The sequence below is a fragment of the Acidimicrobiales bacterium genome (genome assembly GCA_041394245.1).
GTDB lineage: Bacteria > Actinomycetota > Acidimicrobiia > Acidimicrobiales > Aldehydirespiratoraceae > JAJRXC01.
On sequence record JAWKIR010000003.1, the window covers coordinates 810,918 to 836,158 of the forward strand.

Genomic DNA, 25,241 nt, shown 5'->3' on the forward strand with positions numbered 1-25,241 from the left:
TCCCCCCAACCCCTAAAACGAAATCAAGGCGAGTTGACCACCGAAGATCGGGTCAACTCGCCTTGATTTGCGGGGGAATGGGGTGGATCAGATGGTCTTGCCGGGGAAGCCGGGACCTTCGTGGTCGGTGCCGTTCATGTTGGCGTTGAGCCGGGCCGCGCCCATCAGCTTCGCCATGACCGGACCGAGATCGGAGGGGTCGTCGGTCTGGGTCTCGACCGGTCCGAGGTGCCAGCCCTCGGCGATGCCGAGCTTGGGTCCGCGGACGTCGAACACGCGACCGGTGACGTTGGCACCCTCGGGGCTCGCCAGCCAGGTGGTGACGACGGAGATCCAGCGAGGCGACATGGCCTCCTTCATCTCGTCGGTCAGGTTCTCCTCGCCGCCCATGAGCGGGAGGGTGAGACGCGACACGGCGGTCGGAGCGAGACAGTTGACGGTCACGCCGTACTTGACCAGCTCCTGGGCGGCAATGATCGAGAACGCGGCGATACCGGCCTTGGCGGCGCCGTAGTTGGTCTGTCCGACGTTGCCGTAGATGCCGGAGGGCGACGCGGTGTTGATGATGCGCCCGTAGACCTCTTCGCCCGCCTTGGCCTTGGCCCGCCAGTGGACGGCGGCGTGGTGGGCGGGGCCGAACGTGCCCTTGAGGTGAACGGCCATGATGGCGTCCCAGTCCTCTTCGGTCATCGAGAAGAGCATGCGGTCGCGCAGGATGCCGGCGTTGTTGACCACGATGTTGATGTCGCCGAACGTGTCGATCGCCTGGTCGATCATGGCCTTGGCCTCGTCGAACTTGGCGACGTTGCCCCCGTTGACCACGGCCTTGCCGCCCATGGCCTCGATCTCGGCCACGACTTCCTGGGCCGGGGTGGCGTCGCCGCCCTCACCGTGGATGTCGCCGCCGAGGTCGTTGACGACCACGGCGGCGCCGTGCTCGGCCATCATGAGGGCGTGTTCGCGGCCGATGCCTCGGCCGGCGCCGGTGATGAGGGCGACCTTGCCCTCGAGAAGCTTGCTCATTGGTACCCCTCCGGGGTGGTGGCTGCCGGGAAAGGGCAGGATCGTGACAAGTGAACGATCGTTAGCGTGCCACGGGGAACCGCAAACGGCTACTCCGGTGTGTCATCCCGTCGAGGCATCGGGATCGACCCATCCGTTTGCCACACATCCGTCGAGTCCCTTGGTCTGTTGCATCATCACCGGGGCGATCTCCCCGTCGCCGGGACACTCCTCGTGGGCGGGGCCGACGATGTAGTGGCCGACCTCGTGATTGACGAGGTACCGACGGTAGGTCTCGAGGTCCGACGGCCAGTCGTCGGTTGCGCCGAACCAGCGGAGCGAGTTGAACGCGATCCATCCGTTGCGGGCGCACGAGTACCGGCCGTTGGTCTGCAACGGCGCGCACATGCGGTCGACGTCGTCGGGCAGGGCGACGATCATGGTGAAGTCGCCGCCCTCGTCGAGCAGCTCGAAGCCGGCGCCGCGGCCGACCCAGCTGCGCGCATCGCCCAGTGTCTCGACGACGAACCGGGCGAACTCGTCACGGTCCACGTCGACGCCCTCGCCCACGTCGACGGAGAAGCGCACCATCGGCGAACCGTCGATCGACAAACTCGGCGGCGTTGCCACGGTCGTGGAGGTACTGGTCGTGGAGGTGCTGGTCGTGGAGGTGCTGGTCGTGGACGTACTGGTCGTGGACGTGCTGGTCGATGGCGGCTCCGAGGTCGGCGGTGCCGTGGATGCGGTGGTGGCGGGTGGCCGCGTCGTCGCCGGGGCGATCGCGAGGTCGGATGACCCGCACGCGGCGACCACCAGGGCCAGCGCGATCACGAGCGCCCGGGGTCGGGTCATCCGACCGCGTCGAGGGCCCAGGTGAGTCCGCCCGCGTGGCATTCGTGCTTGCGTCCCTGGGCGATCAAGTTGGGCATGACGGCGGCCGATCGCTCGACTGCCTCGTCGACGGATCCGCCGGCGATCTCGTAGATGGTCAGGTGGTTGGCCGAACCCGTCCGGGCGTCGGTCCGGCGCCAGCGCGAGCCGGCCGCGAAGGCACCGCTCGCCATCATGTCGGGGAGGTGCTGTGTGTCGTACCACTCGTCCCACTCGTCGACGCGGGTCGGATCGATGCAGAGGACCTCGGCGACGATGAGGCCGGTGACCTCGCCGTCGGATTCGCGGGCGATGCCGTCGCCGGCGCGTGACCACTCGTCGCGTCGGATTTCGGCATGACCGGCGGCCCGGCCATCGCGGCGCGCATTCGCCGTCGCCTCGTCGAAGTGATCGGTGCGGCCACCGGGTAGGTGGATCACATGACTGTGGCCGGCTCCGGGGCGACCGGCGGGCCCGGGATCGAGCAGCCGCCAGAGCCCTCCGTCGTGAGCGGTGGCGTGGCCGGTGAGCCAGGTCTCCCAGTTCGTTCGCTCGTCCGCGCGGATGGTCTTGGCGCTCACGAACGTGACGCGGTCGAGATCGCGGACCGTGCGCACGGCTCAGCGCACGCGGATCAACATGGCGTCGCCCTGGCCACCGCCACCGCACAACGCGGCGGCGCCGATGCCGCCACCCCGGCGCTTCAACTCGTAGGCGAGGGTGATGGCGAGGCGGGTGCCGCTCATGCCGATGGGGTGGCCGAGGGCGATCGCGCCGCCGTTGACGTTGACCACGTCGTCGGGCAGCCCGAGGTCGGCCATCGACGCGATGGACACGGCCGCGAACGCCTCGTTGAACTCGAAGAGGTCGACGTCGCCGAGCTGCATCCCCGCCCGCTCGAGGGCCCGGGCGGTCGCCCGGCTCGGTTGGGTGAGCAGCGAGGTGTCGGGGCCGGCGATCTCCGCGTAGTCGATGATCTCGGCCAGCGGTTCGACACCGAGCTCGTCGGCCACCGACTTCGTGGTGACCACCACGGCGGCGCCGCCGTCGGACAGCTGCGACGCATTGCCGGCGGTCACGTTGCCGCCCTCGGCGAAGGCGGCGCGGAGGGCGCCGAGTGACTCGGCCGTGGTGCCGACCCGGATGCCCTCGTCGTCCTTCAACACGATGAGATCTCCCTTGCGCTGAGGGATCTCGACGGGAACGATCTCGTCGTCGAAGAGGCCGTCCTTCTGGGCCCGGGCGGCTCGATCGTGTGAGGCGGCGGAGACGGCATCCATCGCGTCGCGGCCGATACCGGCCTCGGCCGCGTGGCGCTCCGTTCCGGCCCCCATGAGTTCCTGCTCGAAGGAGCAGTAGAGGCCGTCGTAGGTGAGAGCGTCGGGCAGCGTGGCGTTGCCGTAGCCGTAGCCGCTGCGGCCGTTCACGAGCAGATAGGGCGCCTGGGTCATCGATTCCATGCCGCCGGCGACGACGATCTCGGCTTCTCCGAGCGCGATCATGCGGTGGGCCTGCTGGATCGCGTTGAGCCCCGACGGGCAGGCCTTGTTGAGGCCGGTCGACGGAACCGTCAACGGGATCCCGCCGGCGAACGCGGCCTGACGGGCGGGCACCTGGCCGGCGGCGGCCTGCACCACCTGCCCCATGTAGGCGTAGTCGACCCGGTCGCCGTCGATGCCGGCGCGACGGAGGGCTTCGGCGATGGCCAGGCCCCCGAGGGCGGTACCGCTGAACCCCGAGAGGCCACCGTTGAATCTGCCGATCGGTGTGCGGGCGCCGGTGAGGATGACGGTCTCGGCCACGGTGAACTCCTGTCGTTCGGGCGTGGCCGCGAGAGTATCGGTCTGCAAGGTGGTCGCACGAAGAACGCCCACCCCGAAGGGTGGGCGTCGGTCGGTTCCGGGGTGCGACTCAGGCGACGGCGGGAACCCGCAGCAGGAGCTTCATGATGTCGTTGGCGAAGTCGGCGGCTCGATGGTCCGACGGCAGGTCGAACTGCACGACCGACCAGTCGGCGAACGTGAAGCGGAGCTTGGCGAGAGCGATCCGAGCCGGGATGACGTCGACCTGGTGCAGCGCGCCGAGCGAATCGGAGCCGCCGACGGCGATGTCGCTGCCCATCCGGCCCTTGTTGCACCAGAGGACCCGGCGATCGGTGACGACCACGAGGTTCGTGCGATTCGGCATGGCGCCCTCGCCGGTCATCGCTCCCTGGGAGGCCGAGCTGAAGACGGACGGACCGAGCAGGGCGAGGGTCGTCTCATAGGCACGATCCTCGACCTTGCCGCCGGCGACCACCGGTCGGAACGCCTCGACCCGTTCCCCCGGTTCGAGGGTGCTGCGCAGTGCTTGTTCGATCTGGTCACGTGTGCTCATCGTCGTCTCCGCTCGGCGTACCGGCCCCCGATGGACCTTGGTGGCGATGTTGTCGGCGTGGTGTCGTCGGTACTTCGCGAGATCGGGCCGTTCGGTCTATCAACTTGGATCAGGAGACCCAGTCGAGTTCGGGCGATCTCGCGTGTGCGACCATGCACGCATGCGCATCAACTGCTGGCACGAGGTCGGCCGCAAGAACGCGGCGAAGGACGTCGTCCGGGTCCGCAACATCCCGAGTGCGCGGCAAAAGGAGCTGCGGACCGCCATCCGTGCGGCGCGCGACGGGAGCGGCGACGGGGAGCTGTTCGTGCTCGAGCGTGGCTACTCGAACCGCGGGCGGGCGGTGGCGCGGCTCGCCGTGGGAGTCGGGGTGGTCGTCGCGATGCTGGCTGCGGTCGCCGCGTTCCTGGCGCCCGACTCCGCGACCGACATCCTCGGCCTCGGGGTGATCCCGGCGGTGATGGTCGCGGGCTTCACGGCCTATTTCTCGTCCACCTACGACACGGGAGTGCGGATCAGCGCCGACGGCGTGCTGCAGACCGAAGGTTGGGGCGGGATCCGCACGATCGATCTGCGGTCGTTCGCCCGGGTCACCGTTGCCGAGGACGAGTCGTTCGACGGGATGTGGATCGAGGGCTGAGTCGCCGCCCGGTCGTCACCAGCCGCGGGCGGCCCACTCGTCGAGTGACGGCGCCTCGGCACCGATCGTGGTGTCGTTGCCATGCCCAGGGAGCACCAGCGTGTCGGCATCGAACACCCGGAACATCCGATCCTCGATGCTGCGCAGGATGGTTGCGAAGTCCCCGCCGTCGTAGCCGGTGGCTCCCGGGCCGCCGGGGAACAGCGTGTCGCCGGTGAAGAGCAACGGGGTGCCCTCGACGCTGAACGACATGGACCCGGGGGTGTGCCCGGGTGTGTGGTGGGTGTGGATGCGCAACCGACCGATCTCGATCACGGACTCGTCCTCGAGGAGGTAGTCGTAGCTCGGGAGCATCTCGGCGTCTTCGGCGGTGATTCCCACGCGATAGCCGGCATCGCGGATCGCCGGAACCGCCTGGATGTGATCCCAGTGGCCGTGGGTCTCGAGCACGGTGCGCACATCGAGGGCCTGGCAGAGCTCGAGGAGGCGCTCGTGCTCGTTCGCCGCGTCGAGCAGTACCGCTTCTCCGGACTCCCGGCAGCGGATGACGAACACGTTGTTGTCCATCGGCCCGACGACCAGTCGGTGCACCTCGGTGCTGCTGTCGCTCCAGTGAAGAGTCATGGAACGATCGTAGCGACCCGGATGGTCTCAGGCCGCCGGTTCGTCCTCGACGAAGCGGACCTCGCCGCGGGGCTGGCCGGGGTCGCCGCACACCCAGCACGCGTCGCCTTCGACGCCGCGCCACGCCACGTCGCAGCGCGGGCAGCGCAATGGGTGCTCGGGCCCGGCGACGGTGCCGTGGGATGCGATCATCTCCTGCACGCGAATCACCCTATGCACCGGGGAAACGCCGACGGGGTGATCCCCGTGTCACCGCCGTACCCTTTCCGGGTCCGCCGCGAGTGTCGGCCGGCACGAGGAGAGGAATATCCATGGCCACCCCATGCCCCAACGCCGACGGTTCGAGCCCCCAGCAGCGTGAGTTCGCCGAGGCGCCGGAGATGTGCATCGACCCCTCGAAGCGCTACACGGCGACCATGGAGACGAGCCTCGGGCAGCTGGTCATCGCGCTCGACGCGTCGACGGCTCCGAAGACGGTCAACAACTTCGTGACCCTCGCCCGCTACCACTACTACGACGGCATCATCTTCCATCGCATCATCAACGGCTTCATGTGTCAGGGTGGCGACCCGACCGGGACCGGTCGTGGCGGTCCGGGCTATCGCTTCGAGGACGAGCTCCCGGCCCCCGGCCGCTACGAGATCGGGTCGTTGGCGATGGCCAACGCCGGCCCCGACACCAACGGTAGCCAGTTCTTCATCGTCTCGGGCGCGAGTGGCGTCGGCCTCCCGCCCCAGTACTCGCTGTTCGGCAAGGTCGTGAAGGGCCTCGAGGTCGTCGACGAGATGCAAAAGGTCGACACCGATCGCAGCGACCGTCCCACCACCGACGTGGTGATCCAGTCCGTCACCATCGACGAGGCCGACTGAGATGGCGATCGACACGCTCGGCATCGTCGGCGCCGGTGCCATGGGGAGCGGCATCATCGAGGTCGCGGTCAAGGCCGGCGTGTCGGTCGTCGCTCGCGACATCAGCCCGGAAGCGGTCGATGCCGGCAGGGCCCGGGTCGAGGGGTCGCTGGCCAAGGCGGTCGATCGCGGCAAGCTCGACGCCGCGGCCCGCGACGATGCCCTGGCGGCGATCACCTGGACCACCGATCTCGGCGATCTCAGCGGCTGCCAGATGGTCATCGAGGCCGCACCGGAGATCCTCGAACTCAAGCTCGCGATCTTCCGTGAACTCGACGCGGTGCTCCCTGCCGGCGTCGTGATCGCCACCAACACGTCGTCGATCCCGATCATCGACATCGCGATGGCCACCGGCCGGCCGGAGTCGGTCTGCGGCATCCACTTCTTCAACCCTGCCCCCGTCATGCAACTCGTCGAGGTGATCGAGACACAGCGGACTTCCCCCGAGGTGCTCGAAGCGGCATCGACCTTCGCGAGCGACGTGCTCGGCAAGCGGGTCGTCGTCTGCAAGGACCGCGCCGGGTTCGTGGTCAACGCCCTCCTCGTGCCGTTCCTGTGCCAGGCCATCGCCATGTTCGAGGCCGGTCACGCGTCGGCCGACGACATCGACGAGGCGATGAAGCTCGGCGCCGGGCACCCGATGGGACCGCTCACACTGTCCGACATGATCGGGCTCGACGTGCTGTTGTCGGCGGCCGAGTCGCTGCACGCCGAGTACCAGGAGCGCTTCCTCGCGCCGCCCCCGCTGCTCCGTCGGATGGTCAGCGCCGGGCAGCTCGGTCGCAAGACCGGCACCGGCTTCTACGACTACTGACGCCAGCGACGACTGTCGATGGTGGCCGAATAGGGAGCGGATGGCGACGGTGTCGCCTTCGCCGGGCTCGGCGCGTCGGGGAACCTGATCGCGCCGGCGGTGGCGATGGCGACGACGGCCACCACGGCGGCGATGACGAAGACGAACAGGAACCGCGCGGGTGACGATTCCTCGGTGACGAGCGCCGACAGCAGGCTGATGCCCGCCGCGGCGCCGATCTGACCGGTCATGTTGAGCATGCCGGTACCCACACCCATGTCGTGCTCTCCGACCGCCTCGGTGAGCGCGGCGATGATCGGCGGTCGTGCGATGCCGCTGCCGGTACCCGCGATCGCGACGCCGGAGACCACGAGACCCACCCATCCCTCGACCGCGCCGATCCCGATGAGGGCGAGGCCCAGCGCGATCCCGACGCAGCCGAGGATGACGACGATGCGTCCACCCAGCTTGTTGACGAGGCGGTCGGCGAGCCAGGCGCCGGCTGCGAACATGATCGGGCGGGGAAGGATCAGCAGGGAGATGGCGGTGGTGCTGTAGGCGAAGGTGCTGTCGGCGCCGAGCATCAGCGAGGTGAGCACCAGACCGGCCATGTAGGGGCCGTTCAGGAACAGCTGGCTCACCAGCGGGAGCGAGACATTGCGCTCCGCCAGGACCGGCAGCTCGATCAGTGGATGGGGTGTGCGCCGCTCCCACCACACGAAGAGGCCGAAGGCCACCGGGGCGAACGAGAGCCCTCCCCAGATCAGCGGGTGGTCCCACCCGAACGAGCCGGCCCGGTTGAGTGGCACCAGTACGGCGGCGATACCGATGGCCAGGAACACGCCGCCGAGGAGATCGAAGGTCAGGTCGTCGCGGCGCTCGCTCTCGGGCAGCACCCGTTGCGACGCGATGACGGCCACGATCATGCCGATGCCCTGGATGATGAAGAGCGTGCGCCAGCTGGTCGCATCGACGAGGGGCCCGCCGATCACCACGCCAAGCGCCGGCGAGGCCGCCAGCACGGCGCTCCACACACCGGCGACCGAGGTCCGTTCGTCGTCGGGGAACGCCTTCATCATGATGGCGAGGGCGGAGGGACCGGTGGAGGACGAGAACGCCTGGGCCAGGATGCGGGCGCCGATGAGGAAGGCGGCGTTGGGCGCGGCCGCGGTCACGAACGACATCGCGGCCGCGGCGCTGAAGCCGATGAGATACATGCGCCGGTGGCCGTAGAGATCGCCGAGCTTCCCTGCCATCGGCGTGAACACGGCGAAGGCGAGGAGGGGACCGGCGATGACCCATGTGATCGTGCTGGTGGACGAATCGAGGTCGTCGGCGATGTCGGGCAGCGCGGCCGACAGGACCGTGATCGTGAACGACGAGGCGGCCACGCCGATCAGGGCCACGAGCTGGATCACCCGCGGCGAGAACTGCCGGTCCGGGGGATCGAGAAAGCTCATCGGAGTGGAGGGTAGATGGCTGTCGCGTCAGCGACGCCGTCGTATGACGAGCGTCACCGTCGACGCTTCCAGGCCCGCGCCTCGGCCCGCGCTTCCACCTCGGCCGGAATGGCGAGATAGGCCTGCCGATGGTTCCGCAGCCGCACCAGGCCCCGGAGATAGTCGCGGATGTAACGGGCCAGGAACGGGACGAGACCGACCGCCGCGTACTGGCGGACATGGACGAGTTCGTGCGCGAGGAGTTCGCGTTCACCGGTGCGATCGACATCCGACGTCAGGAGTACGAAGCGACCGATGGTCATGCCTGCGCTCCCGGGAGCGAGGAACGGCACCCGCAGGATTCGGACGCGCTCGGCCAGTGCGGGATCGAGGCCGTAGTGCTCCAGTTCCGGACCCTCGAGCCGTCTCACCGTGGTGTCTCGTCGGGCGGCGGGAAGGTCAACAGGAAGGTGAAGGCGTCGCGGCTCGGGCCGTTCGCCACGAGCGCGGCGAGCCGCGCTTCGGCCTCCTCGATCGTCGGTTCGTGGCCTGCCGGGATCCACCACAGGACGAGATGGGCGCCGTCGCGTGGCTCGAACCACTCGAGCCGCCGGCGCATGTAGTCGACATGACCCGTCGCATAGGTGAAGTCCTTCAGCGACCGGACCGATTCCCACACCGAAAGGTTGAGGATCCGGAGCGGATCGCCGTCACGCGCGAATGCGGTGGCGTTGCCGCTGTCGTCCTGGAGCCGCCACACGAACCCCGGCGCAGCCTCGGCGAGCGCGTTGACAGGGTCGAGGTTGTCGGCGAATCCGGCGGAGTCCGGGTGCTCGATCGGGGCGCGCAGGACTCCGACGTTGAGCTGGGCCAGGTGCCAGCCGGTCATGACCACGCCTCCAGCAGCGGGGGGAGATCGCGGAGGTGGTCGAGCGTGGGGTACTCGTGGTCGTGAGATTCGTGGTGGGCCTCGTGGGCCCAGGTGATCTGGTAGGGGACGTGCACCGCACGTGCGCCGAGTTCGACGACCGGGAGCACATCGGACGGGAGCGAGTTGCCGACCATCACGAAGTCGCGAACGGGAACCTGGTGGACCTCGAGCAGGTGCGCGTAGGTGGCCACGTTCTTCTGGGCGACGACCTCGATCCGCCAGAACCGGTCGGCGAGTCCGCTCTCCGCGATCCGCGCGTGCTGGGCGTAGAGGTCGCCCTTGGTGATGAGCATGAGGGTGTGGTGGGCGAGTGCGTCGAGCACGTCGACGACGCCGTCGAGCAGCTCGGTCGGGCGATCGAGGATCGTGTGACCGAGCTCGATGATGCGGCCGATGTCGGTGCCCGAGATGGCGCCGTCGGACACGTCGATCGCGGTCTCGGTCATCGACAGCATGAACGCCTTCGCGCCATAGCCGTAGCGGGCGAGGTTGCGCATCTCGATGTCGTAGAGGCGAGCGTCGACGACATCGGCCGGTGCCCACGGCGAGAGCAGATCCTCGAACGCCCGGTGGGTCGAATCGAACAGGTCCTCGTTGTGCCAGAGGGTGTCATCGGCGTCGAAAGCAACGATCATCAGGAAGGGATCGTAACCATCACCTGTCCACCGGTTGACTCGAACCCGCCAGTACGGTCGATGCATGGCTTCGTGCGCTCGACCCGGATGTTCTCGTCCCCGGGCCGGCGTGCTGCTCCTGCAGCGCGGCGACCGTCGAGCCGAGGTGGTGCCGCTCGACGACCTCACCGGTGAGCGCTACGGCACCCCGTTGTGCGAGGAGCACCTGACACGGTCGAAGCCCCCGTCGGGCTGGACCCTCGTGGACCGCCGTGGGTCGGCCGCCAAGCCGGAGCCGGCGCTGGAGCCGACGTCGCAGCCGACGGCCGAATCGGTCGTCTGGGCGCCGCGGCGCGAACTCGACGACATCCCCGAGTCGGTCAGCTCGGTGCGTTCACCCCTGCTGCGACGCGCGTTCCTTGGTTCCGACCTCGGCCTCACCGGGCTCGAGCGGGTTCATCATGAGATCGATGGCGACCCACAGCGTCTTGGCCGTCGGATGGACGAGGATCGGAAAGAACACGGCGATGGGGAGCATCGGGAGCAGCAGCGGCAGGGTCTCGAGGTCGGGCCACATGATGGCGATCCCGACCAGCAGCGTGATGAGGAGCAGGCCGAACGTCGCGATGGTGCTCATGCCGACGGCGCCGACGAAGTGGCCCGCCTTGCGCTCGAAGTGAAACCGGCACGTCGGGCAGTCTTCACGCAGACTCACCCCTCGGCGGGTAAGGCCACGCCCTCCGCACGCCGGGCACGCGCGGGTGACGCCGCGCCAGAGGAGGATGCCGTTGCGGGCGGTCGGGGGGCGGTCCATACCCCCGAGCCTACGGTCCGTCAGCTGCGTCTGGTGGTTTGAGCACCGTCATTCGTCGCCTCAACATCGGGCTCGCGGCCGTTGTCGCGCTGCTCGTGGCGACCATCGTCTGGCCCGACTCCGCCCACGAGGCCGCCCTGCCCGGCTCGGATCCGCTGGACTCGCCCGCATCGAGTTCCACGTCGACGAGCACGTCGTCGACGACGACAACGACGACGGCTCCCCCCTACGACGGCTGGGTCGATCCGGCCTCGTCGGGGCAACGATGGGGTGACGCCGTCGACGGCATCCTGACCTTTCGCGGCAACCCGACCCGGACCTTCTACGGCGCCGGGCCGGTCCCGACTGATCCCGAGGTCGTCTGGCGGTTCCCGGAGGACGGGGCGATGTGTTCGAACTCGTCGGTCGGGAGCGAGGTCATCAACTGGTGTGGTTCGGGGTGGACCGGTCAGCCGTCGATCTTCGAGCGAGACGGACAGACCTGGGTGGCGGTCGGGGCCTACAGCCGCAACGTCCACTTCCTCGACGCCGACGACGGCAGCCGTCTGCTGCCCGACTTCCCGACCGGCGACATCATCAAGGGGTCGGTCACCATCGATCCCGATGGCTATCCGCTCCTCTACACGGGCAGTCGTGACAACTTCTACCGGGTGATCGCGTTCGACGGCGACGAGCCGCGCGAGCTCTGGGCGTTGAACGCGACCGACGTGTCGCCCACGAAGTGGAACAACGACTGGGACGGGGCCGGTCTCGTCATCGACGACTACCTCTTCATCGGCGGCGAGAACAGCCAGTTCCACATCGTGAAACTCAACCGGGGCTACGACGACGATGGTCGGGTCACCGTCGATCCATCGCTCGTGTTCAACACACCGGGATGGGACGACGAACTGTTGCGCGTCGTCGACGGCAACGTGTCGATCGAGAACTCCGTCGCCATCTCCGGCGATGTCGTCTACTTCGCCAACTCGGGCGGTCTCGTCCAGGGATGGGACATCTCCGGTCTCGACGAGGGCGTCGAACCGACGCGGGTGTTCCGCTACTGGGCGGGCGACGACATCGATGCGTCACTGGTCATCGACGAGGAAGGGATGATCTACGCAGGGGTCGAGTACGAGCGGGGCAACAGCCGCAGCCAGGAGGTCGGGCAGATCATCAAGCTCGATCCCACCAAGCCCGATGATCCGCTGGTCTGGGGAGTCGACGAGCGGCCCCGGCTCGATTCCGGCGTGTGGGCGACGCCGGGGCTCCACCGCGACCTGTTGATCGTCCCGACCGACACCGGCAAGGTGCTGGGCCTCGACCGAGACACGGGTGAGGTGCGGTGGACCAAGCAGTTGGCCGGCCCGACCTGGCAGTCGCCGGTCATCGTCGACGACGTCTGGATCCAGGGCGACTGCGCCGGGATGATCCGCGGCTTCGATGTCAGCGACACGACGGTCGAACCGCCCCTGCTGTGGGAGGTGGAGCTGCCCGGCTGCATCGAGTCCACCCCTGCGGTGTGGGACGGCCGCATCGTCGTGGGCACCCGGGCCGGGTGGATCTTCGCCCTTGGTGATCCGCCCTAGCGACGTTCGATCGCGGTGCTCGTCACCACATAGCTGGTGATGTGGGCCTGACCCGGGAGTCGCGCAAGTTCGTTGCGGATGACATGGTCGTACGCGTCGAGATCCTCCACGTCGACGCGAACGAGATAGTCGACGTCGCCGGTGACGTGATGGGCCTCGGTCACCGCGGCGATGGCGCGGAGCCCCTCCTCGAATCCGCGCTGGGCCTCGGGGTCGCCCACTGCCAGCCGGGCGGTGACCCACACGCTCAGGCCGCGACCGATCGCGGCGGGGGCGATGTCGGCGGAGTATCCCCGGATGACCCCGTCGGCCTCGAGTCGGCGCAGCCGCCGCAACGTCGGGGAACCCGAGAGTCCGATCCGCGCCGCGAGGTCGTGCACGGTGATCCGCCCGTCGCCCCGCAGCTCGTCGAGGATCCGACGATCGATCTCGTCAATCTCGTCCATGCGCAGAAGTCTGCCATGGAACGGTTATAGAGCGCAGTAATCCTGCGGCAACGTGCGCAGATGCGCCGAGAACGCACCCATTCGCCGGGCGCGATCCGTCACTGTGGTCGGATGCGTCGCGCTCCGTCCCCCGTCTCCGCCCTGGTGCTCGCCGGCTTGTGCTGGGGGTCGTCCTATGCGGTGGTGGGGCTCGTGCCCGGCGCGAATCCGATGCTGATCACCGGCAGCCGGTTCGCGATCTTCGGACTGGTGGCGGTCGTCGGACTCCAGGCCACGGGCGGGTTCCACGACATTCCATGGCGCACGGCGTTGGGTCATGCCATCGGCGGATCGGTCGGCCTCTACCTCGCCGAGGTGACGGCGATCTCGCTCGCCGGCGCCGGGCCGACCATTGCCGTCGTCGGCTCCATCCCGGTCGTCTACGCCGTGGTCGGGGCCCGACGCGACGGCAGCGCACTCCGGCCGTTGGCCCCGTCGATCGTTCTCACTGCCGCCTCACATGTCGTGATCCACCGCGATTCGTGGCCCTCCGACGACAGTGCCGTGCCGATGCTCCTCCTGGGACTGCTCGTCGCCGTCGCCGGCGTTGCGGGCTTTTGCATCTACGCGCTCCACTCCACCGATCACCTGCGGGCGCGGCCCGACCTCGGCCCCGAGCGGTGGTCGAGTGCCGTCGGTGTGGCGAGTGGGCTGTGCGCGGTGCCGCTGCTCGTTCTGGGTGTGATCGGCGGGGTGCCGGCAGACCCGACCCGACTGCTCGTCGCCGGGGTCTTCCTCGCAGTGATCCCGTCATGGCTGGCGACCAGCCTCTGGAACCGGGCGGTGGTGGACGTGCCGCGCGCCTTGGCCGGTCAGCTGCTCGTGTTCGAACCCCTGAGCGCGTTCGTGTTCGTGCATCTGGTCACGGGATCGCTCCCGGGATTCACGCTGGTGATCGGCGAACTGCTGCTGTTGTCGGGCGCCCTGCTCGCGGTGCGCACGGTGCGTGCTCCGACCGAGCCCGCTCAGTCGAACAGCGTGATCAGTTCGTCGAACCAGGCCTTCGGGGTCGGGTAGTCCTCTTCGGGTGTGCGGCCGAGGCGGACCACGACGAGGTCGCTGGTCGGTACGCACGCGACCCTCTGGATCTCGAAGCCGCTGGCGAAGAAGCGTCCTCTGTCGTCGGGGTACGTCCACCAGTGTGATCCGTAGCCGATCCCGTCCTCGTCGCGGGCCCGGGTCGTGCGGGCATCGTCCACCCAGTCGCGGGGCAGCACCTGCTCGTCGCCCCACCGGCCGCCCCGGAGGTACAGGAGTCCGAATCGGGCCCAGTCGCGGGCCGTCGCGTTGAGATAGCTGGAGCCGACGAAGTCGCCCGATTCGGCGAACTGTGGGTCGGCGGAGTGCATACCGATCCGCGAGAAGAGGCGCTCGTGCATCCAGGCGCGGGCATCGTCGTTGCGACCGATGAGGTCGCCGACGATGCGGGCGACGATGTTGGTCGTGCCACTCGAGTAGTTGAAGACGGTCCCCGGCGGGTGTGCGAGTGGCCGCGCCGCGGCGTAGGCGGCCGGGTCGGCGGTGCCGGCCCCGAACAGCATGTCGATGCAGTGGGACCAGGCCGCCTCTTCACCATCGGCGGGGATCGCGTAGGTCTCGTTGAAGTCGAGCCCATCGATCATCCGCAGCAGCTGACGCAGGGTGATCTCGTGACGCGGGTCGCCAGGATCGCTCCATTCGGGTACGGCGGCGCGCGCTTCCGGATCGAGTCGACCCTCGTCGACCAGCAGGCCGACCAGCGCATGGGTCACCGACTTGGCCATCGACCACGATCCGAGCGGCGTCGTGTCGTCGACCCCGGGACCGTAGCGCTCGACGACGATCCGGCCCGCCTTCACGACGATCGTCGCGAACGACTCGCCGAACGCCGGCTCGGGCGTCGGGCCGAACGCCCGATCGAGCAGGGCGTCGAGGGCGGTCGCGTCCACGCTGTCGGGCAGCGGCCCGGTGGGCCACTCGGTGGTCGGCCAGGGCACATCGTCGGGCTGCTCGGGGAGCGGGCGCAGCGGGTCCGGAGGGTCGATGATCGGCATGGTCCGACGCTACGCGATCCGGCCCGCGGTCAGGACCGGTGCCACACCGGCCCGGTTGGGGTGTCCTCCACGACGATGCCGCGGGCGGCGATCTCGTCGCGGAGGCGGTCGGCCTCGGCGAAGTCCTTCGCCGCCCGGGCGGCCGTACGGGCGGCGACGAGTGCATCGATCTCGGCGTCGTCGTCGCCTGCCGCCGCGGTGCCCACGGTCATACCGAGCGCGCCGGCAAGGTCGATGACGGTGGCGACCAGCGAGGCCGCTGCTGCATCGCCGTCGTCGAGGGCGGCATTTGCTCGGCGGACGGTCTCGAAGATCGTGGCGACCGCCTCGGGTGTGCCCATGTCGTCGTCCATCGCCTCGCGGAACGCGGCCACGGCGGTGTCGTCGAGTGGGGCATCGGCCAGGTCGAGATCGGCGGCACCGGCCTTGCGGGCCATGGCATCGAGGCGTTCGATCGCACCGCGGGCCTGGGCCATCACGTCGGCGTTGATCTCCATCGTCTTGCGATAGTGGGTCTGGAGCAGCAGCAGGCGCAGCGCCCGGGCGTTGAGTGGATGCTCGTCGAGCAGGGCCTGCACGGTCGTGAAGTTGTTGAGGGACTTCGACATCTTCTCGCCGCCGATGTTGAGCATGGCGTTGTGCATCCAGTGGCGGGCGAAGTCACGCCCGGCCGCGATGGCCTCGGCCCGCTCGTTGGTGTGGTGCGGGAAGACCAGGTCGGTGCCGCCGCCGTGCAGGTCGAAGCCGTCGCCGAGCACGTCGAGGCTCATGGCGACGCACTCGATGTGCCAGCCGGGGCGGCCGTCGCCCCAGGGCGAGGGCCAGGTCGGCTCGCCGGGCTTGGCCGCCTTCCAGAGCGCGAAGTCGAGTGGGTCTTCCTTGTTGTCGTCGATCTCGATGCGGGCTCCGGCACCCTCGCGGAGATCGTCGAGGCTGCGGTGCACGAGCCCGCCGTAGTCCTCGACCGAGTGCACACGCAGGTAGACGCCCGAGTCGTTGGCGTAGGCGCTGCCGTTGTCGACCAGTGTCTGGATGAACGCGACCATCTCGTCGACGTACTGGGTCGCGTGGGGTCGGTCGTGGGGACGCAGGATGCCGAGCGCATCGAAGATCGCCGCGTCGTAGACCGCCTTCCATTCCTCGGCGACCTCGGGCTCGGTCGAGCCCTCCCGGTTGGCCCGGTTGATGATGTTGTCGTCGATGTCGGTGACGTTGGCGACATGGTGGACCTCGAGCCCGCACCATTCGAGGTAGCGGCGGACGATGTCGTAGGTCATCGCCTGACGGGCGTGGCCGAGGTGGGGGTGGTCGTAGACGGTCGGGCCGCAGGCGTAGAGCGAGACCTTGCCCTCGTCGCGGAGCTCGAGTGGGCGGATCTCTCCGCTGAGGGTGTCGTAGAGGCGCATCATGTGAGGGGAGCGGCGGGACGGTCGAGCCGGATGCCGACCAGGGCGCCGAGTTCGGCCAACACCGTAGGGGCTGTCGGGTCGTCGCCCCCGGCAGTTATTGCCGCGGCGAAGTCGGTGAGCGCGGCCCGCGCCGTCGGCGCGTCGAGATCGTCGTCGAGGGCGGCGCGGACCCGTGCGGCGAAGGGCGCCGGGTCGGGCCCGCTCCCGGCCGCCGCGGCGGTGACGAGGGCGTCGAGCATCGTGGAGGCGTCGTCGATGTCGGTGTCGAACCACTCCCAGTCGTCGCGATAGTGGTGACCCATGAGCGCGAGGCGAATCGCCCGCGGGTCGGCCGTCTTCGAGAGCTCGCTGACGAACACGAGGTTGCCGAGCGACTTCGACATCTTCGTGCCCTCGTAGGCGACCATGCCGCAGTGCATCCAGTGGCGCACGAAGGGCGCGCCCGTCGCGGCCTCGCTCTGGGCCCGCTCGCACTCGTGGTGCGGGAAGATCAGGTCGCTGCCCCCACCGTGGAGGTCGATCGTCTCACCGAGGATGCCCATCGACATGGCGCTGCACTCGATGTGCCAACCCGGTCGTCCGGCGCCCCACGGCGAGTCCCAGCTCGGCTCGTCGTCGAGTGAGGGTTGCCAGAGGATGAAGTCGAGCGGGTTGCGCTGACGGGGGTCGTCGGGGTTGCCGCCGCGTTCTCGGGCGAACTCGATCATGGTCTCCTCGTCGTAGCCCGAGACCGCCCCGAACGACTCGAAGGTCGCCACGTCGAAGAAGACGGTGCCGTCGACCGCGTACACGTGGCCGCCGGCCTCGAGCCGTTCGATCAACGCGACCATCTCGTCGATCCACTTGGTGGCATGGGGCTCGACCTCGACCGGCCGGGTGTCGAGGGCGACCATGTCGCGATGGAACCGGGCGGTCTCGGTCGCCGCCAGCTCCAGGAAGTCGATGCCGAGCTCACGTGCCTTCGGGAGAATGGAGTCGTCGACGTCGGTGATGTTGCGGACGAGGCGCACGGTGTGGCCGAGATCCTCGAGCCGGCGGATCAAGAGGTCGTAGGTGACGTAGGTGTTCGCGTGGCCCAGGTGGGTCGAGTCGTAGGGCGTGATGCCGCAGACGTAGATCGACACCACCTCGCCGGGTTCGAACGGGACGGTCTCGGCGCGGGCCGTGTCGAAGAGACGCACGGCGCCACGGTAGCGGTCGCGCTACGTGAAGATGATCTGGCCGCCGGCGGCCATCTCGTAGAAGTCGCCGATGGTGATGATGTCGTCGACGTGCTCGACGAAGTCGTCCCGCTCGAGCTTGAAGAGGTCGACCGACGCCAGGCAGGCGTAGACGCCGGCCCCGGTGTCGGAGATCATCTCGATGAAGTCCGGAATCGACGGGATGTCGAGCGCTTCGATCTGATGCTCCATGTACTTGGTCATCAGCGCCGACACGCCCGGCAGGCCGCCGGCCCAGGTCGGGATGTGCAGGCCGGGGTTGCCCACGGTCGAGACCTTGATGTGGTCCTGACGCTTCTTGTGGATCGCGTCGAGTCCGAAGAAGGTGAAGAAGACGTTCGCCTCCATGCCCTCGGCGCGGGCCCCGTTCGCCATGATCAGCCCGGGATAGATCTCCTCGAGGGAGGCCTTGGAGATGACGATCGAGACCTTGGTGATCGGCTCGGGCTCGCCTTCGGATGTGGTCTTGGTGTCGAACTGTTCGGCCAATGTCGCCATGACGGCCACCTTTCCTGTCTAGATGCAGCCTTTGGGCTTCGGGATGCCGGCGATGCGGGCGGCCAACTTGGCCGGACCGCCGGGGAAGAGCTGGTACAGCTCCTTGACGCTCACACCGGACGACTTGCCGAGTTTGCGAACCGTCGGACCGGTTCCCTTCTCGAAGTACTCCTGGCGCATGTAGTTGATGACGTTCCAGTGCTGGTCGGTGAGCGGGCCGGTGATGCCCCATTCCTCGGCGAGTTGGGGAACCATGTCGGTCGTCCACTGCTCCGGGTCGACGAAGAAGCCTTCTTCGTTCAGCTCGACGTCGACGCCTGCGAGTGTTGCGATGGTCATCTCGTTCTCTCTTTCGTTCGTCTCGGGGTCACGAGGTCTCGACGGGTTCCTTCCCGCGATCGGGCATGTCCGCGCCGATACCGGGGATGTCGCGGCCGGGGAGCAGGCCGTGCCAGTAGAAGGACTGGAACATGAGCTTGCCCAGGTGGTTGATGCGGGATTCCTTGAGGAGCGGCAGGCCGAAACGGCTCGGGTAGTGGCCCGGAAGCGGCTCGGTCTCGTAGTTGAAGTCGATCAGCAGCGCCTTCGAGAACCCGGTCTCGATGAAGCAGTTGGCATGCCCGTCGTAGCTCGCTTCGAGCGGCGTGCCGGCGAGGAACGATGCGATGTTCTCGACGAGCACCTCACCTTCGAAGTGCGTGACCGACCCCGCCTTCGAGGTCGGCACGTCGGCGGCATCGCCGAGCACGAAGATGTTCGGGCGAACCAGCGATTGCATCGTGGCGTTGTTCGTGGGCACGAAACCGAGTTCGTCGCCGAGGTCGCCGGACTCGGCGACATACGGCGCGCCGCCGTGCAGGGGCACGATCACGGCCAGGTCGAAGGGAACCTCGGTGCCGTCGTAGCCGATCAGCATCTTGTTCTCGTTGTCGACCTCGCCCGTGTTGAACTCGGTGACGATCTCGATGTGCTTGTCCTCCAGCAACGAGCCGAGGGCATTGGATGCGACCGGCTTGGTGAAGGCTCCGTCGAGCGGGGTGGCGTAGACGATGGTGATCGCATCGCGGACGCCCTTCTCGGTGAAGTACCAGTCTGCGAGGAAGACGAACTCGAGCGGGGCTACGGGGCACTTGATCGGCATGTCGACGACGTTGACGACGAGGCGACCCTCGCTGAAGTTCTCGAGCGCGTCGTGGAGCGCCGTCGCCCCCTCCATGTCGTAGAAGGTGAAGACCGAGTCCATCCACGCATCGCCGAGGAGGCCCTCGGTCTCTTCGGGCTGCAGCACCGTCCCGGTGGCAACGAGGAGGACGTCGTAGTCGAGGACGGCCCCATCGCCGAGCTCGACCCGGTTGGCATCGATGTCGACCCTGGCCACCGGGTTCAGGTGGTAGGTGATGTCGTCGTGCAGCTGGTCACCCCGGGGGCGGACGATCTCATCGGGTTTGGCCAGCCCGAACGGCACGAACAGGAGGCCGGGCTGGTACACGTGGGTGTCGTTCTCGTCGACGATGTCGATCATCAGCTCCGAGACCGGAAACTGCTTGCGGAGCCGGTTCGCGGCGAGCGTTCCGCCGGTTCCGGCACCGAGTATGACGAGCCGCCGTGGTGTGTCGGTCATCTGTGTCTCCCTGTTCACACTGAGCATCGGCGTTTGGATCGGCCGAGACAAAGGTCCTTCGTCCCGTCTTGACGCGCGGCTGCGCGGGTCACTTCGGGCGCCCGTAATCTGGCGTACATGCGCAGACGTCTCGAGGTGTTCGCCGACATCACCTGCCCGTTCACCCATGTCGGCCTGAAGCGGGTGGTCGCCCAGCTCGACGAGCTCGGCGCCGATGTCGACCTGGTCGTTCGGGCATGGCCGCTCGAATGGGTCAACGGCGAGATGTTCGATGCCGAGGCCATCGCCATGAAGATCGGCGTGCTGCACGACCAGCTCGGAGTCGACGACTTCGCCGGGTTCGATCCGTCGGCCTGGCCGACCACGTCGATCCCCGCCCTCAACCTCTGCGCCGCCGCCGCCCGGGAAGGCACCGCCAAGGGCCTGGAAGTGGCCCTCGCGGTACGGGCCGCCCTCTTCGAGCGGGGAGCCGACATCTCCGACCCTGCCGTGCTGGCCGAGATCGCCGCCGCCCACGGGCTGCCGACGCCCGGGACCGATCCCGACCCAGGGGTCGAATCCGACTACGACGAGGGTCGGCGTCGCGGCGTGCGCGGGTCACCCGACTTCTGGGTGGGCGACACCGAGTTCTTCTGTCCGTCGCTCGATCTCTCCCGCAACGACGAGGGCGAGCTCATCGCCCACTTCGACCCCGACGGGCTGTCCCGGTTCGTGGCCGCTGCCGTCGGCTGAGTCCGTAGCGGGTGTCTGACACCGCTGTGGCGGGTCAGGAATCGGGGGTGTCCGGATCGGACCGGGTGCTCGGACTCCTGACGAAGCGAGCCACCACGAGGCCGAGCAGCAGCAGGCCGATGAGCATCACGCCGGCGGCGGTGAACGCCGTGACGTCGACGTCCTCCCATTGCTGATTGGCGAAGATCGCCAGCCCGGCGAGTCCGAAGAACAGGCCGGCGATGAGGGCGATCGGGTCGATCGGGTGGGTGTCCATCAGGATTCCTTGGGGAGTTGGTCGAGGAGAACGGCGATCATGAGTCCGAGCATCCAGAGTCCGACTATGGGCATGGGATCGTCCCGCCGCCGCAGACGATGACTTCGGCCTCGCCGATGCCGAGGTCGACGTCGAGATGCAGGGTGCCACCGGCCGGGTCGCCGACACTGCGTTCGAGGGCGACGTCGACACCGTCGTCGTTGAGGCGCAGGTCGTGGTCGCTGACGATGACCGACCCGAGTCGACCGTCGAGGTCGATGTCGACGCCGAGCGTGTCGGGCACCCAGATCTTGAGCTCGCCCACGGTGAGGCCGATGGCGAGGTCGCGATCCTCGCCGTCGAGGTCGAGGTCGCCGAGGTCGATGTGGAGCTGGCCGACCCCCCATCGGTACTCGTCAGCGAGTTCATCGAGGCTGTCGACGGTGATCAACTCCTCACCGACGCCGTCCCACCAGGTGAGGTCGACCGCGGCGACGGCCCAGGCGATCGGCAGCAGCAAGAGACCGAGCCAGATGAGGCCTCGGGCCCGTCCAGCGAAGGCCGAGACGACGAGCACCACGCCGATGACCATGAGGCAGATGGCGAAGAACGCGGCCGGGTCGGTGCTCCACCAGCCGACCCGATCGGCGAACACGGTGAGGCCGGCGAACGCGAGGAGCAGCGCGAGGCCGATCGGGCCGAGGAACGGTGCCGGGCGAGGTCGGCGCCGGGCCGAGCGAGGTGGCCGGGCCGGTGCCGGGGCGTCGGTCGCTCCCTCGGGCTGCACACCCTGTTCCTGAACACCCTGCTCCTGAACACCCTGCCCCTGAACGCCCTGCCGATAGCCGTGACGCCACTGGTGTCGACTCTCACGCCATTCGTCGCGTTCCCGACGCCACTCGGAACGGACCGCCTCGCGTTCGCTGCGCCACTCGGCGTCGTGGCGGTGCCAGCGGTCGTGCCAGTCCGTTCCGTCGGCGGGCCACACCAGCAGCGCGATGCCCGCCGCCAGGATGAGGAGCGGCAGGAAGAGCCCATCGCCGAGCGGCAGCCAGAACAGCGAGCCCGAAAGCACGACGATCCCCACGAGCAAGAGGCCGACGGCGAGGAAGGCCCGGCCACCCGGTCGATGACCGCCGCGCAATGCGTTGATCGCCATGCTCTCGTCCTCGTGGGCGTGCGGCATCACCAGCCACGCGATGAGATACAACCCGATTCCGCTGCCGCCGAGCAGGGCGAGCGCCACGAAGGCCAGGCGCACGATGATCGGATCGATGCCGAAGTAGTCGGCGATCCCACCACTCACGCCGGCGATCATCCGGTCGTCATTGCTGCGACGGAGACGCCGGGGACCGATGGGATCGCCGGGGGGAGGAGCCGGGGGGAGCTCCTGGGTGGTGTCGTCGGTGGTCGACTCTTCGCTCATGGATCCAACTCTGACGCCTGGGCGACGATCTGCCCATCGGGGTCGACCCTGATTCGACCCTGAGACCTCGGGGACCGCTCCGGGTTCACCCCCGAGTCGCAACTGGGCCGGTTCGTGCGAGCATGGAGGCGTGACCGAGGCGACCGCCACTCCCAGCCGCAACCTGCCGAACCGGTCGACCAACGACCGGGTCGTCGCCGGTGTGTGTGCGGGCCTGGCCCGAGCGGTCGGGGTCGACCCGCCCGTGGTGCGGATCGCCGCCATCGTCCTCGGCATCACCGGCACCGGCGCCCTGCTGTACCTGTTCGCCTGGGCGGTTCTCCCGTCGGGACCCACGCCGGAGCCGGGTGGGAGCGACACCCCGGAACTCCGGCGCGGCATCGGGCTGACCCTCATCGTCCTGGGTGTCGTCCTCACCCAGAACGCGCTCGGGCTCGGGCTTCCCGGTCAGGTCGTGTGGCCGGTCGTCGTCGTCGGCATCGGTGTCGGTGTCGTCGTGTGGCAGGTGCAGCCGCAGCTCGAAGCCACCCGGTCCGAGGCCGTCCGCATCGGCGCCGGAATCCTGGTCGTCGGCGCCGGGATCACCGCCCTCATCGCCGGCAACCTCTCCTTCGAGGTCATCCGCAGCAGCATCCTCGCGACCTCGCTGGTGCTCGGCGGGGCGGCGCTCATCATCGGACCGTGGATCGCGGTCCTCATGCGAGACCGGGCCGAGGAGCGCCGGCGCCGGCTCCACGCCGACGCGAGAGCCGACATGGCCGCCCATCTGCACGACTCGGTCCTGCAGACCTTCGCGCTCATCCAGCGAACCGACGATCCCAAGGTGATCGCCCACCTGGCCCGTCAACAAGAGCGCGAGCTGCGTCGTTGGCTCTATGCCGACTCCGACGATCCGGCGGCGACCACGCTCAAGAACTCGGTCGACCGGATCGCCGGCATCGTCGAGGATCGGTTCGACGTCGCGGTCGAGCAGGTCGTCGTGGGCGACATCGCCCTCGACAGCACGCTCGAGGCGCTCATGGCCGCGATGGGCGAGGCGGCCACCAACGCGGCCAAGTGGTCGGGCTGCGACCAGGTGTCGGTCTACGCGGAAGTCGAGGACGACGGGGTGCGCGTGTTCGTGCGCGACACCGGCGCCGGGTTCGACCCCGCCGCGGTGGCCGAGGACCGCCTGGGCGTGCGCGAATCGATCGTCGGCCGCATGGAGCGCGTCGGGGGAACCGTCGACATCCGGTCGGCTCGCGGGGAAGGCACCGAAGTCGAGCTCTTCGCCCCGCTCGTGGGTGCCGCACGTAGGGATACGGTCTGACCATGGCAGCCGCCCCGCCCCGCGTCGTTCTGGTCGACGATCATCAGATGTTCCGCAGCGGCGTGCGCTCGGAGATCGGCGATCGGGTCACGGTCGTGGCGGAGGCCGACGACATCGCCGCCGCGGTCGCCGTGATCGAGCAGTGGTCCCCGGATGTCGTCCTCCTCGACGTGCACCTTCCCTCGGGTACCGGACGCGAGGTGATCGAGGAGATCGACGCCGCCGGTGTCGACACGCGGTTCCTCGCCCTGTCGGTCTCCGATGCCGCCGAGGACGTGATCGACGTGGTGCGGGCCGGCGCTCGCGGTTATGTCACCAAGTCGATCTCGGCCGATGAACTGGTCGACGCGATCATCCGGGTGAGCGAAGGCGATGCCGTGTTCTCGCCCCGGCTCGCCGGCTTCGTGCTCGACGCGTTCGCCGGTGGGCCCCCGGCCGCCGAGGTCGAGGACGCCGACAACGACCTCGACGCCCTCACCACCCGCGAGAAGGAGGTGCTGCGGCATCTTGCTCGTGGCTACACCTACAAGGAGATCGCCCAGCAGCTGACGATCTCGGTGAAGACGGTCGAGACCCACGCGTCGGCGGTGTTGCGCAAGCTGCAGCTCTCGAATCGCCACGAACTCAGTCACTGGGCGGCGGCGCGTCGGATCTGGTGACCGTGTCGCGGGCCACGCTCATCGGTGCGCCGTCGGCGGCGGCGCTGCGATAGGCGGCATCGGCGAGCTCGTGGGCTCGCACCGCCACGGAGAAGTCGGGGTGTGCCGGTCGCCCCTCGCGGACGGCGGCGACGAAGTCGGCGTCGGGAGCGCCGGCGATCCCGTCGTGGGCCAGGGCCGCGTTGACGAGCTCCTTGCCTTCGAGCGTCGCAGGCTCGCCATCGGCGTCCTGCCATCGCACCGGTCCGAACCAGTCCCCTTCGACGGCGAGGTAGCGGAGACGGCAGAACACCTCGACCGACCGCTGGCTCGGCCGGGCATCGATGTCGTGCCAGGTCGAGCTCAACACGGCCTGGGCGCCGTCGGCCGTCCGCAGGATCACGCTCGCCTGATCCTCGATCCCGTCGATGCCGTGCGCATGAGCCGTGGTGCAGTTCACTGACACGATGTCGCCCATGATCCACTCGATCAGGTCGAGATCGTGGATGGAGTGTTCGAGCAGAGCGCCCGCACCGGCGAGGGCGGGATCACCGCGCCACGTGGACGCGTACATCCCCCGCGTGGGGAGGTACTGGTCGTCGCGGAACACCATGCTCATGGGTTCCCCGTGCTCGCCGGAGCGGACTTCGTGGTGCAACCAGCGAAAGGCCGGTGAGGATCGCAGGACGAGGCCGACCTGGTTGACGACGCCTGCTCGTTGCACGGTGTCGAGCATCGCCCGGGCGGTCGGTAGGTCGACGCCGAGCGGCTTCTCGCAGAACACCGGGAGACCGGCGGCGGCGACCTGCTCGACCGCGGCCGGGTGCGCGGCCGTCCAGGTGGTGACGTAGACGGCGTCGACGGCAGCGACGACATCGTCGACCGAGGTGGCGACTTGTGCGCCGTGGGCGGCGGCGAACGCACGGCTCCGTTCCGCGTCGATGTCGTACGCGGCCACGATGTCGGCATCGACGACCCGCGAGAGCCCGAAGGCGTGGAAGCCGGCGATCAATCCACAGCCGACGAACCCGATGCGAATGGTCATCCGCCCAGTCT

The 25,241-nt window shown here is 68.6% G+C and carries 30 protein-coding genes; 8 read left to right on the plus strand and 22 right to left on the minus strand.

The window, feature by feature from the left end; all coding sequences use genetic code 11:
* Nucleotides 1–87: 87 nt before the first annotated feature.
* From R2707_18595 to R2707_18615, 5 genes are all read right to left on the minus strand, one after another.
* Entirely contained in the window at nt 88–1,023 is a 936-nt protein-coding gene (locus R2707_18595; protein MEZ5247103.1) for an SDR family NAD(P)-dependent oxidoreductase, read from the minus strand.
* Between the two features lie 102 nt (nt 1,024–1,125).
* A complete protein-coding gene (locus R2707_18600) occupies nt 1,126–1,854 on the minus strand; it encodes a DUF3152 domain-containing protein (GenBank protein ID MEZ5247104.1) in 729 nt (242 codons plus the stop codon).
* The gene (locus R2707_18605; GenBank protein MEZ5247105.1) at nt 1,851–2,489 is read right to left on the minus strand and encodes a hypothetical protein; all 639 of its coding nucleotides are present in this window, start codon (nt 2,487–2,489) and stop codon (nt 1,851–1,853) included. The genes R2707_18600 and R2707_18605 overlap by 4 nt, the downstream gene beginning before the upstream one ends.
* A 3-nt stretch (nt 2,490–2,492) precedes the next feature.
* On the minus strand, nt 2,493–3,674 hold the full coding sequence (locus R2707_18610) for an acetyl-CoA C-acyltransferase (protein ID MEZ5247106.1): 1,182 nt from the start codon (nt 3,672–3,674) through the stop codon (nt 2,493–2,495).
* A gap of 109 nt (nt 3,675–3,783) precedes the next feature.
* The gene (locus tag R2707_18615; protein ID MEZ5247107.1) at nt 3,784–4,248 is read right to left on the minus strand and encodes a hypothetical protein; all 465 of its coding nucleotides are present in this window, start codon (nt 4,246–4,248) and stop codon (nt 3,784–3,786) included.
* Between the two features lie 160 nt (nt 4,249–4,408).
* On the opposite strand from R2707_18615, the gene R2707_18620 reads away from it, so the two are divergent.
* Nucleotides 4,409–4,888 (plus strand): hypothetical protein, encoded by a 480-nt coding sequence (locus R2707_18620; GenBank protein MEZ5247108.1) that lies wholly within the window; start codon nt 4,409–4,411, stop codon nt 4,886–4,888.
* A gap of 15 nt (nt 4,889–4,903) precedes the next feature.
* On the opposite strand, the gene R2707_18625 is transcribed toward R2707_18620, so the two are convergent.
* Entirely contained in the window at nt 4,904–5,512 is a 609-nt protein-coding gene (locus R2707_18625) for an MBL fold metallo-hydrolase (GenBank protein MEZ5247109.1), read from the minus strand.
* Between the two features lie 27 nt (nt 5,513–5,539).
* Entirely contained in the window at nt 5,540–5,713 is a 174-nt protein-coding gene (locus R2707_18630) for a hypothetical protein (protein ID MEZ5247110.1), read from the minus strand.
* Between the two features lie 110 nt (nt 5,714–5,823).
* Between R2707_18630 and R2707_18635 the strand changes: the two genes are divergently transcribed.
* Entirely contained in the window at nt 5,824–6,381 is a 558-nt protein-coding gene (locus tag R2707_18635; protein MEZ5247111.1) for a peptidylprolyl isomerase, read from the plus strand.
* A 1-nt stretch (nt 6,382) separates the two neighbouring features.
* Nucleotides 6,383–7,234: a 3-hydroxybutyryl-CoA dehydrogenase gene (locus R2707_18640; GenBank protein ID MEZ5247112.1), complete on the plus strand. Its 852-nt coding sequence runs from the start codon at nt 6,383–6,385 to the stop codon at nt 7,232–7,234.
* Here the strand turns inward: R2707_18640 and R2707_18645 are convergent.
* The 5 genes from R2707_18645 to R2707_18665 form a co-directional block, all read right to left on the minus strand.
* A complete protein-coding gene (locus tag R2707_18645; protein MEZ5247113.1) occupies nt 7,228–8,673 on the minus strand; it encodes an MFS transporter in 1,446 nt (481 codons plus the stop codon). The genes R2707_18640 and R2707_18645 overlap by 7 nt on opposite strands.
* A 53-nt stretch (nt 8,674–8,726) precedes the next feature.
* The gene (locus R2707_18650; GenBank protein ID MEZ5247114.1) at nt 8,727–9,083 is read right to left on the minus strand and encodes a DUF4157 domain-containing protein; all 357 of its coding nucleotides are present in this window, start codon (nt 9,081–9,083) and stop codon (nt 8,727–8,729) included.
* Nucleotides 9,080–9,541 (minus strand): DUF3291 domain-containing protein, encoded by a 462-nt coding sequence (locus R2707_18655; protein ID MEZ5247115.1) that lies wholly within the window; start codon nt 9,539–9,541, stop codon nt 9,080–9,082. The genes R2707_18650 and R2707_18655 overlap by 4 nt, the downstream gene beginning before the upstream one ends.
* Nucleotides 9,538–10,218, minus strand: coding sequence for an HAD family hydrolase (locus R2707_18660; GenBank protein ID MEZ5247116.1), 681 nt, complete (start codon nt 10,216–10,218; stop codon nt 9,538–9,540). The genes R2707_18655 and R2707_18660 overlap by 4 nt, the downstream gene beginning before the upstream one ends.
* 373 nt (nt 10,219–10,591) lie before the next feature.
* Nucleotides 10,592–11,011, minus strand: coding sequence for a DUF983 domain-containing protein (locus R2707_18665; GenBank protein MEZ5247117.1), 420 nt, complete (start codon nt 11,009–11,011; stop codon nt 10,592–10,594).
* Nucleotides 11,012–11,049: 38 nt separating this feature from the next.
* Between R2707_18665 and R2707_18670 the strand changes: the two genes are divergently transcribed.
* Nucleotides 11,050–12,579 (plus strand): PQQ-binding-like beta-propeller repeat protein, encoded by a 1,530-nt coding sequence (locus tag R2707_18670; protein ID MEZ5247118.1) that lies wholly within the window; start codon nt 11,050–11,052, stop codon nt 12,577–12,579.
* Here R2707_18670 and R2707_18675 read toward each other — a convergent pair.
* Nucleotides 12,576–13,025 (minus strand): Lrp/AsnC family transcriptional regulator, encoded by a 450-nt coding sequence (locus R2707_18675; GenBank protein ID MEZ5247119.1) that lies wholly within the window; start codon nt 13,023–13,025, stop codon nt 12,576–12,578. The two genes, R2707_18670 and R2707_18675, sit on opposite strands and share 4 nt — an antisense overlap.
* Before the next feature lie 111 nt (nt 13,026–13,136).
* Between R2707_18675 and R2707_18680 the strand changes: the two genes are divergently transcribed.
* A complete protein-coding gene (locus R2707_18680) occupies nt 13,137–14,081 on the plus strand; it encodes an EamA family transporter (GenBank protein ID MEZ5247120.1) in 945 nt (314 codons plus the stop codon).
* Here the strand turns inward: R2707_18680 and R2707_18685 are convergent.
* Genes R2707_18685 through R2707_18710 form a run of 6 tightly spaced genes read right to left on the minus strand, consistent with a single transcriptional unit; the run spans nt 14,030 to nt 19,845 of the window.
* The gene (locus tag R2707_18685; protein MEZ5247121.1) at nt 14,030–15,097 is read right to left on the minus strand and encodes a serine hydrolase; all 1,068 of its coding nucleotides are present in this window, start codon (nt 15,095–15,097) and stop codon (nt 14,030–14,032) included. The two genes, R2707_18680 and R2707_18685, sit on opposite strands and share 52 nt — an antisense overlap.
* 29 nt (nt 15,098–15,126) lie before the next feature.
* Nucleotides 15,127–16,503 carry a cysteine--tRNA ligase gene (gene cysS / locus R2707_18690; protein ID MEZ5247122.1) on the minus strand — a complete coding sequence of 459 codons (1,377 nt, stop codon included), beginning with the start codon at nt 16,501–16,503 and terminating at the stop codon, nt 15,127–15,129.
* Nucleotides 16,503–17,687 (minus strand): cysteine--tRNA ligase, encoded by a 1,185-nt coding sequence (gene cysS, locus R2707_18695; protein ID MEZ5247123.1) that lies wholly within the window; start codon nt 17,685–17,687, stop codon nt 16,503–16,505. Before cysS (R2707_18695) ends, cysS (R2707_18690) begins: the two co-directional genes overlap by 1 nt.
* A gap of 21 nt (nt 17,688–17,708) precedes the next feature.
* A complete protein-coding gene (locus R2707_18700; protein ID MEZ5247124.1) occupies nt 17,709–18,224 on the minus strand; it encodes a DsrE/DsrF/DrsH-like family protein in 516 nt (171 codons plus the stop codon).
* 18 nt (nt 18,225–18,242) lie between these two features.
* Nucleotides 18,243–18,563, minus strand: coding sequence for a TusE/DsrC/DsvC family sulfur relay protein (locus R2707_18705; GenBank protein ID MEZ5247125.1), 321 nt, complete (start codon nt 18,561–18,563; stop codon nt 18,243–18,245).
* Between the two features lie 28 nt (nt 18,564–18,591).
* Nucleotides 18,592–19,845 (minus strand): FAD/NAD(P)-binding oxidoreductase, encoded by a 1,254-nt coding sequence (locus R2707_18710; GenBank protein MEZ5247126.1) that lies wholly within the window; start codon nt 19,843–19,845, stop codon nt 18,592–18,594.
* 117 nt (nt 19,846–19,962) lie between these two features.
* Between R2707_18710 and R2707_18715 the strand changes: the two genes are divergently transcribed.
* Nucleotides 19,963–20,577, plus strand: coding sequence for a DsbA family protein (locus R2707_18715; protein ID MEZ5247127.1), 615 nt, complete (start codon nt 19,963–19,965; stop codon nt 20,575–20,577).
* A gap of 34 nt (nt 20,578–20,611) precedes the next feature.
* Here the strand turns inward: R2707_18715 and R2707_18720 are convergent, their stop codons facing one another.
* Together R2707_18720 and R2707_18725 are read right to left on the minus strand one after the other, a co-directional pair.
* On the minus strand, nt 20,612–20,833 hold the full coding sequence (locus R2707_18720) for a hypothetical protein (GenBank protein MEZ5247128.1): 222 nt from the start codon (nt 20,831–20,833) through the stop codon (nt 20,612–20,614).
* A gap of 64 nt (nt 20,834–20,897) precedes the next feature.
* Nucleotides 20,898–22,238 (minus strand): PspC domain-containing protein, encoded by a 1,341-nt coding sequence (locus R2707_18725; protein MEZ5247129.1) that lies wholly within the window; start codon nt 22,236–22,238, stop codon nt 20,898–20,900.
* A 130-nt stretch (nt 22,239–22,368) separates the two neighbouring features.
* Here R2707_18725 and R2707_18730 point away from each other — a divergent pair, with 130 nt between their 5' ends.
* Nucleotides 22,369–23,547 (plus strand): PspC domain-containing protein, encoded by a 1,179-nt coding sequence (locus R2707_18730; protein MEZ5247130.1) that lies wholly within the window; start codon nt 22,369–22,371, stop codon nt 23,545–23,547.
* 2 nt (nt 23,548–23,549) lie between these two features.
* Entirely contained in the window at nt 23,550–24,206 is a 657-nt protein-coding gene (locus R2707_18735) for a response regulator transcription factor (protein ID MEZ5247131.1), read from the plus strand.
* On the opposite strand, the gene R2707_18740 is transcribed toward R2707_18735, so the two are convergent.
* The gene (locus R2707_18740; protein ID MEZ5247132.1) at nt 24,172–25,230 is read right to left on the minus strand and encodes a Gfo/Idh/MocA family oxidoreductase; all 1,059 of its coding nucleotides are present in this window, start codon (nt 25,228–25,230) and stop codon (nt 24,172–24,174) included. The two genes, R2707_18735 and R2707_18740, sit on opposite strands and share 35 nt — an antisense overlap.
* Nucleotides 25,231–25,241: the final 11 nt, after the last annotated feature.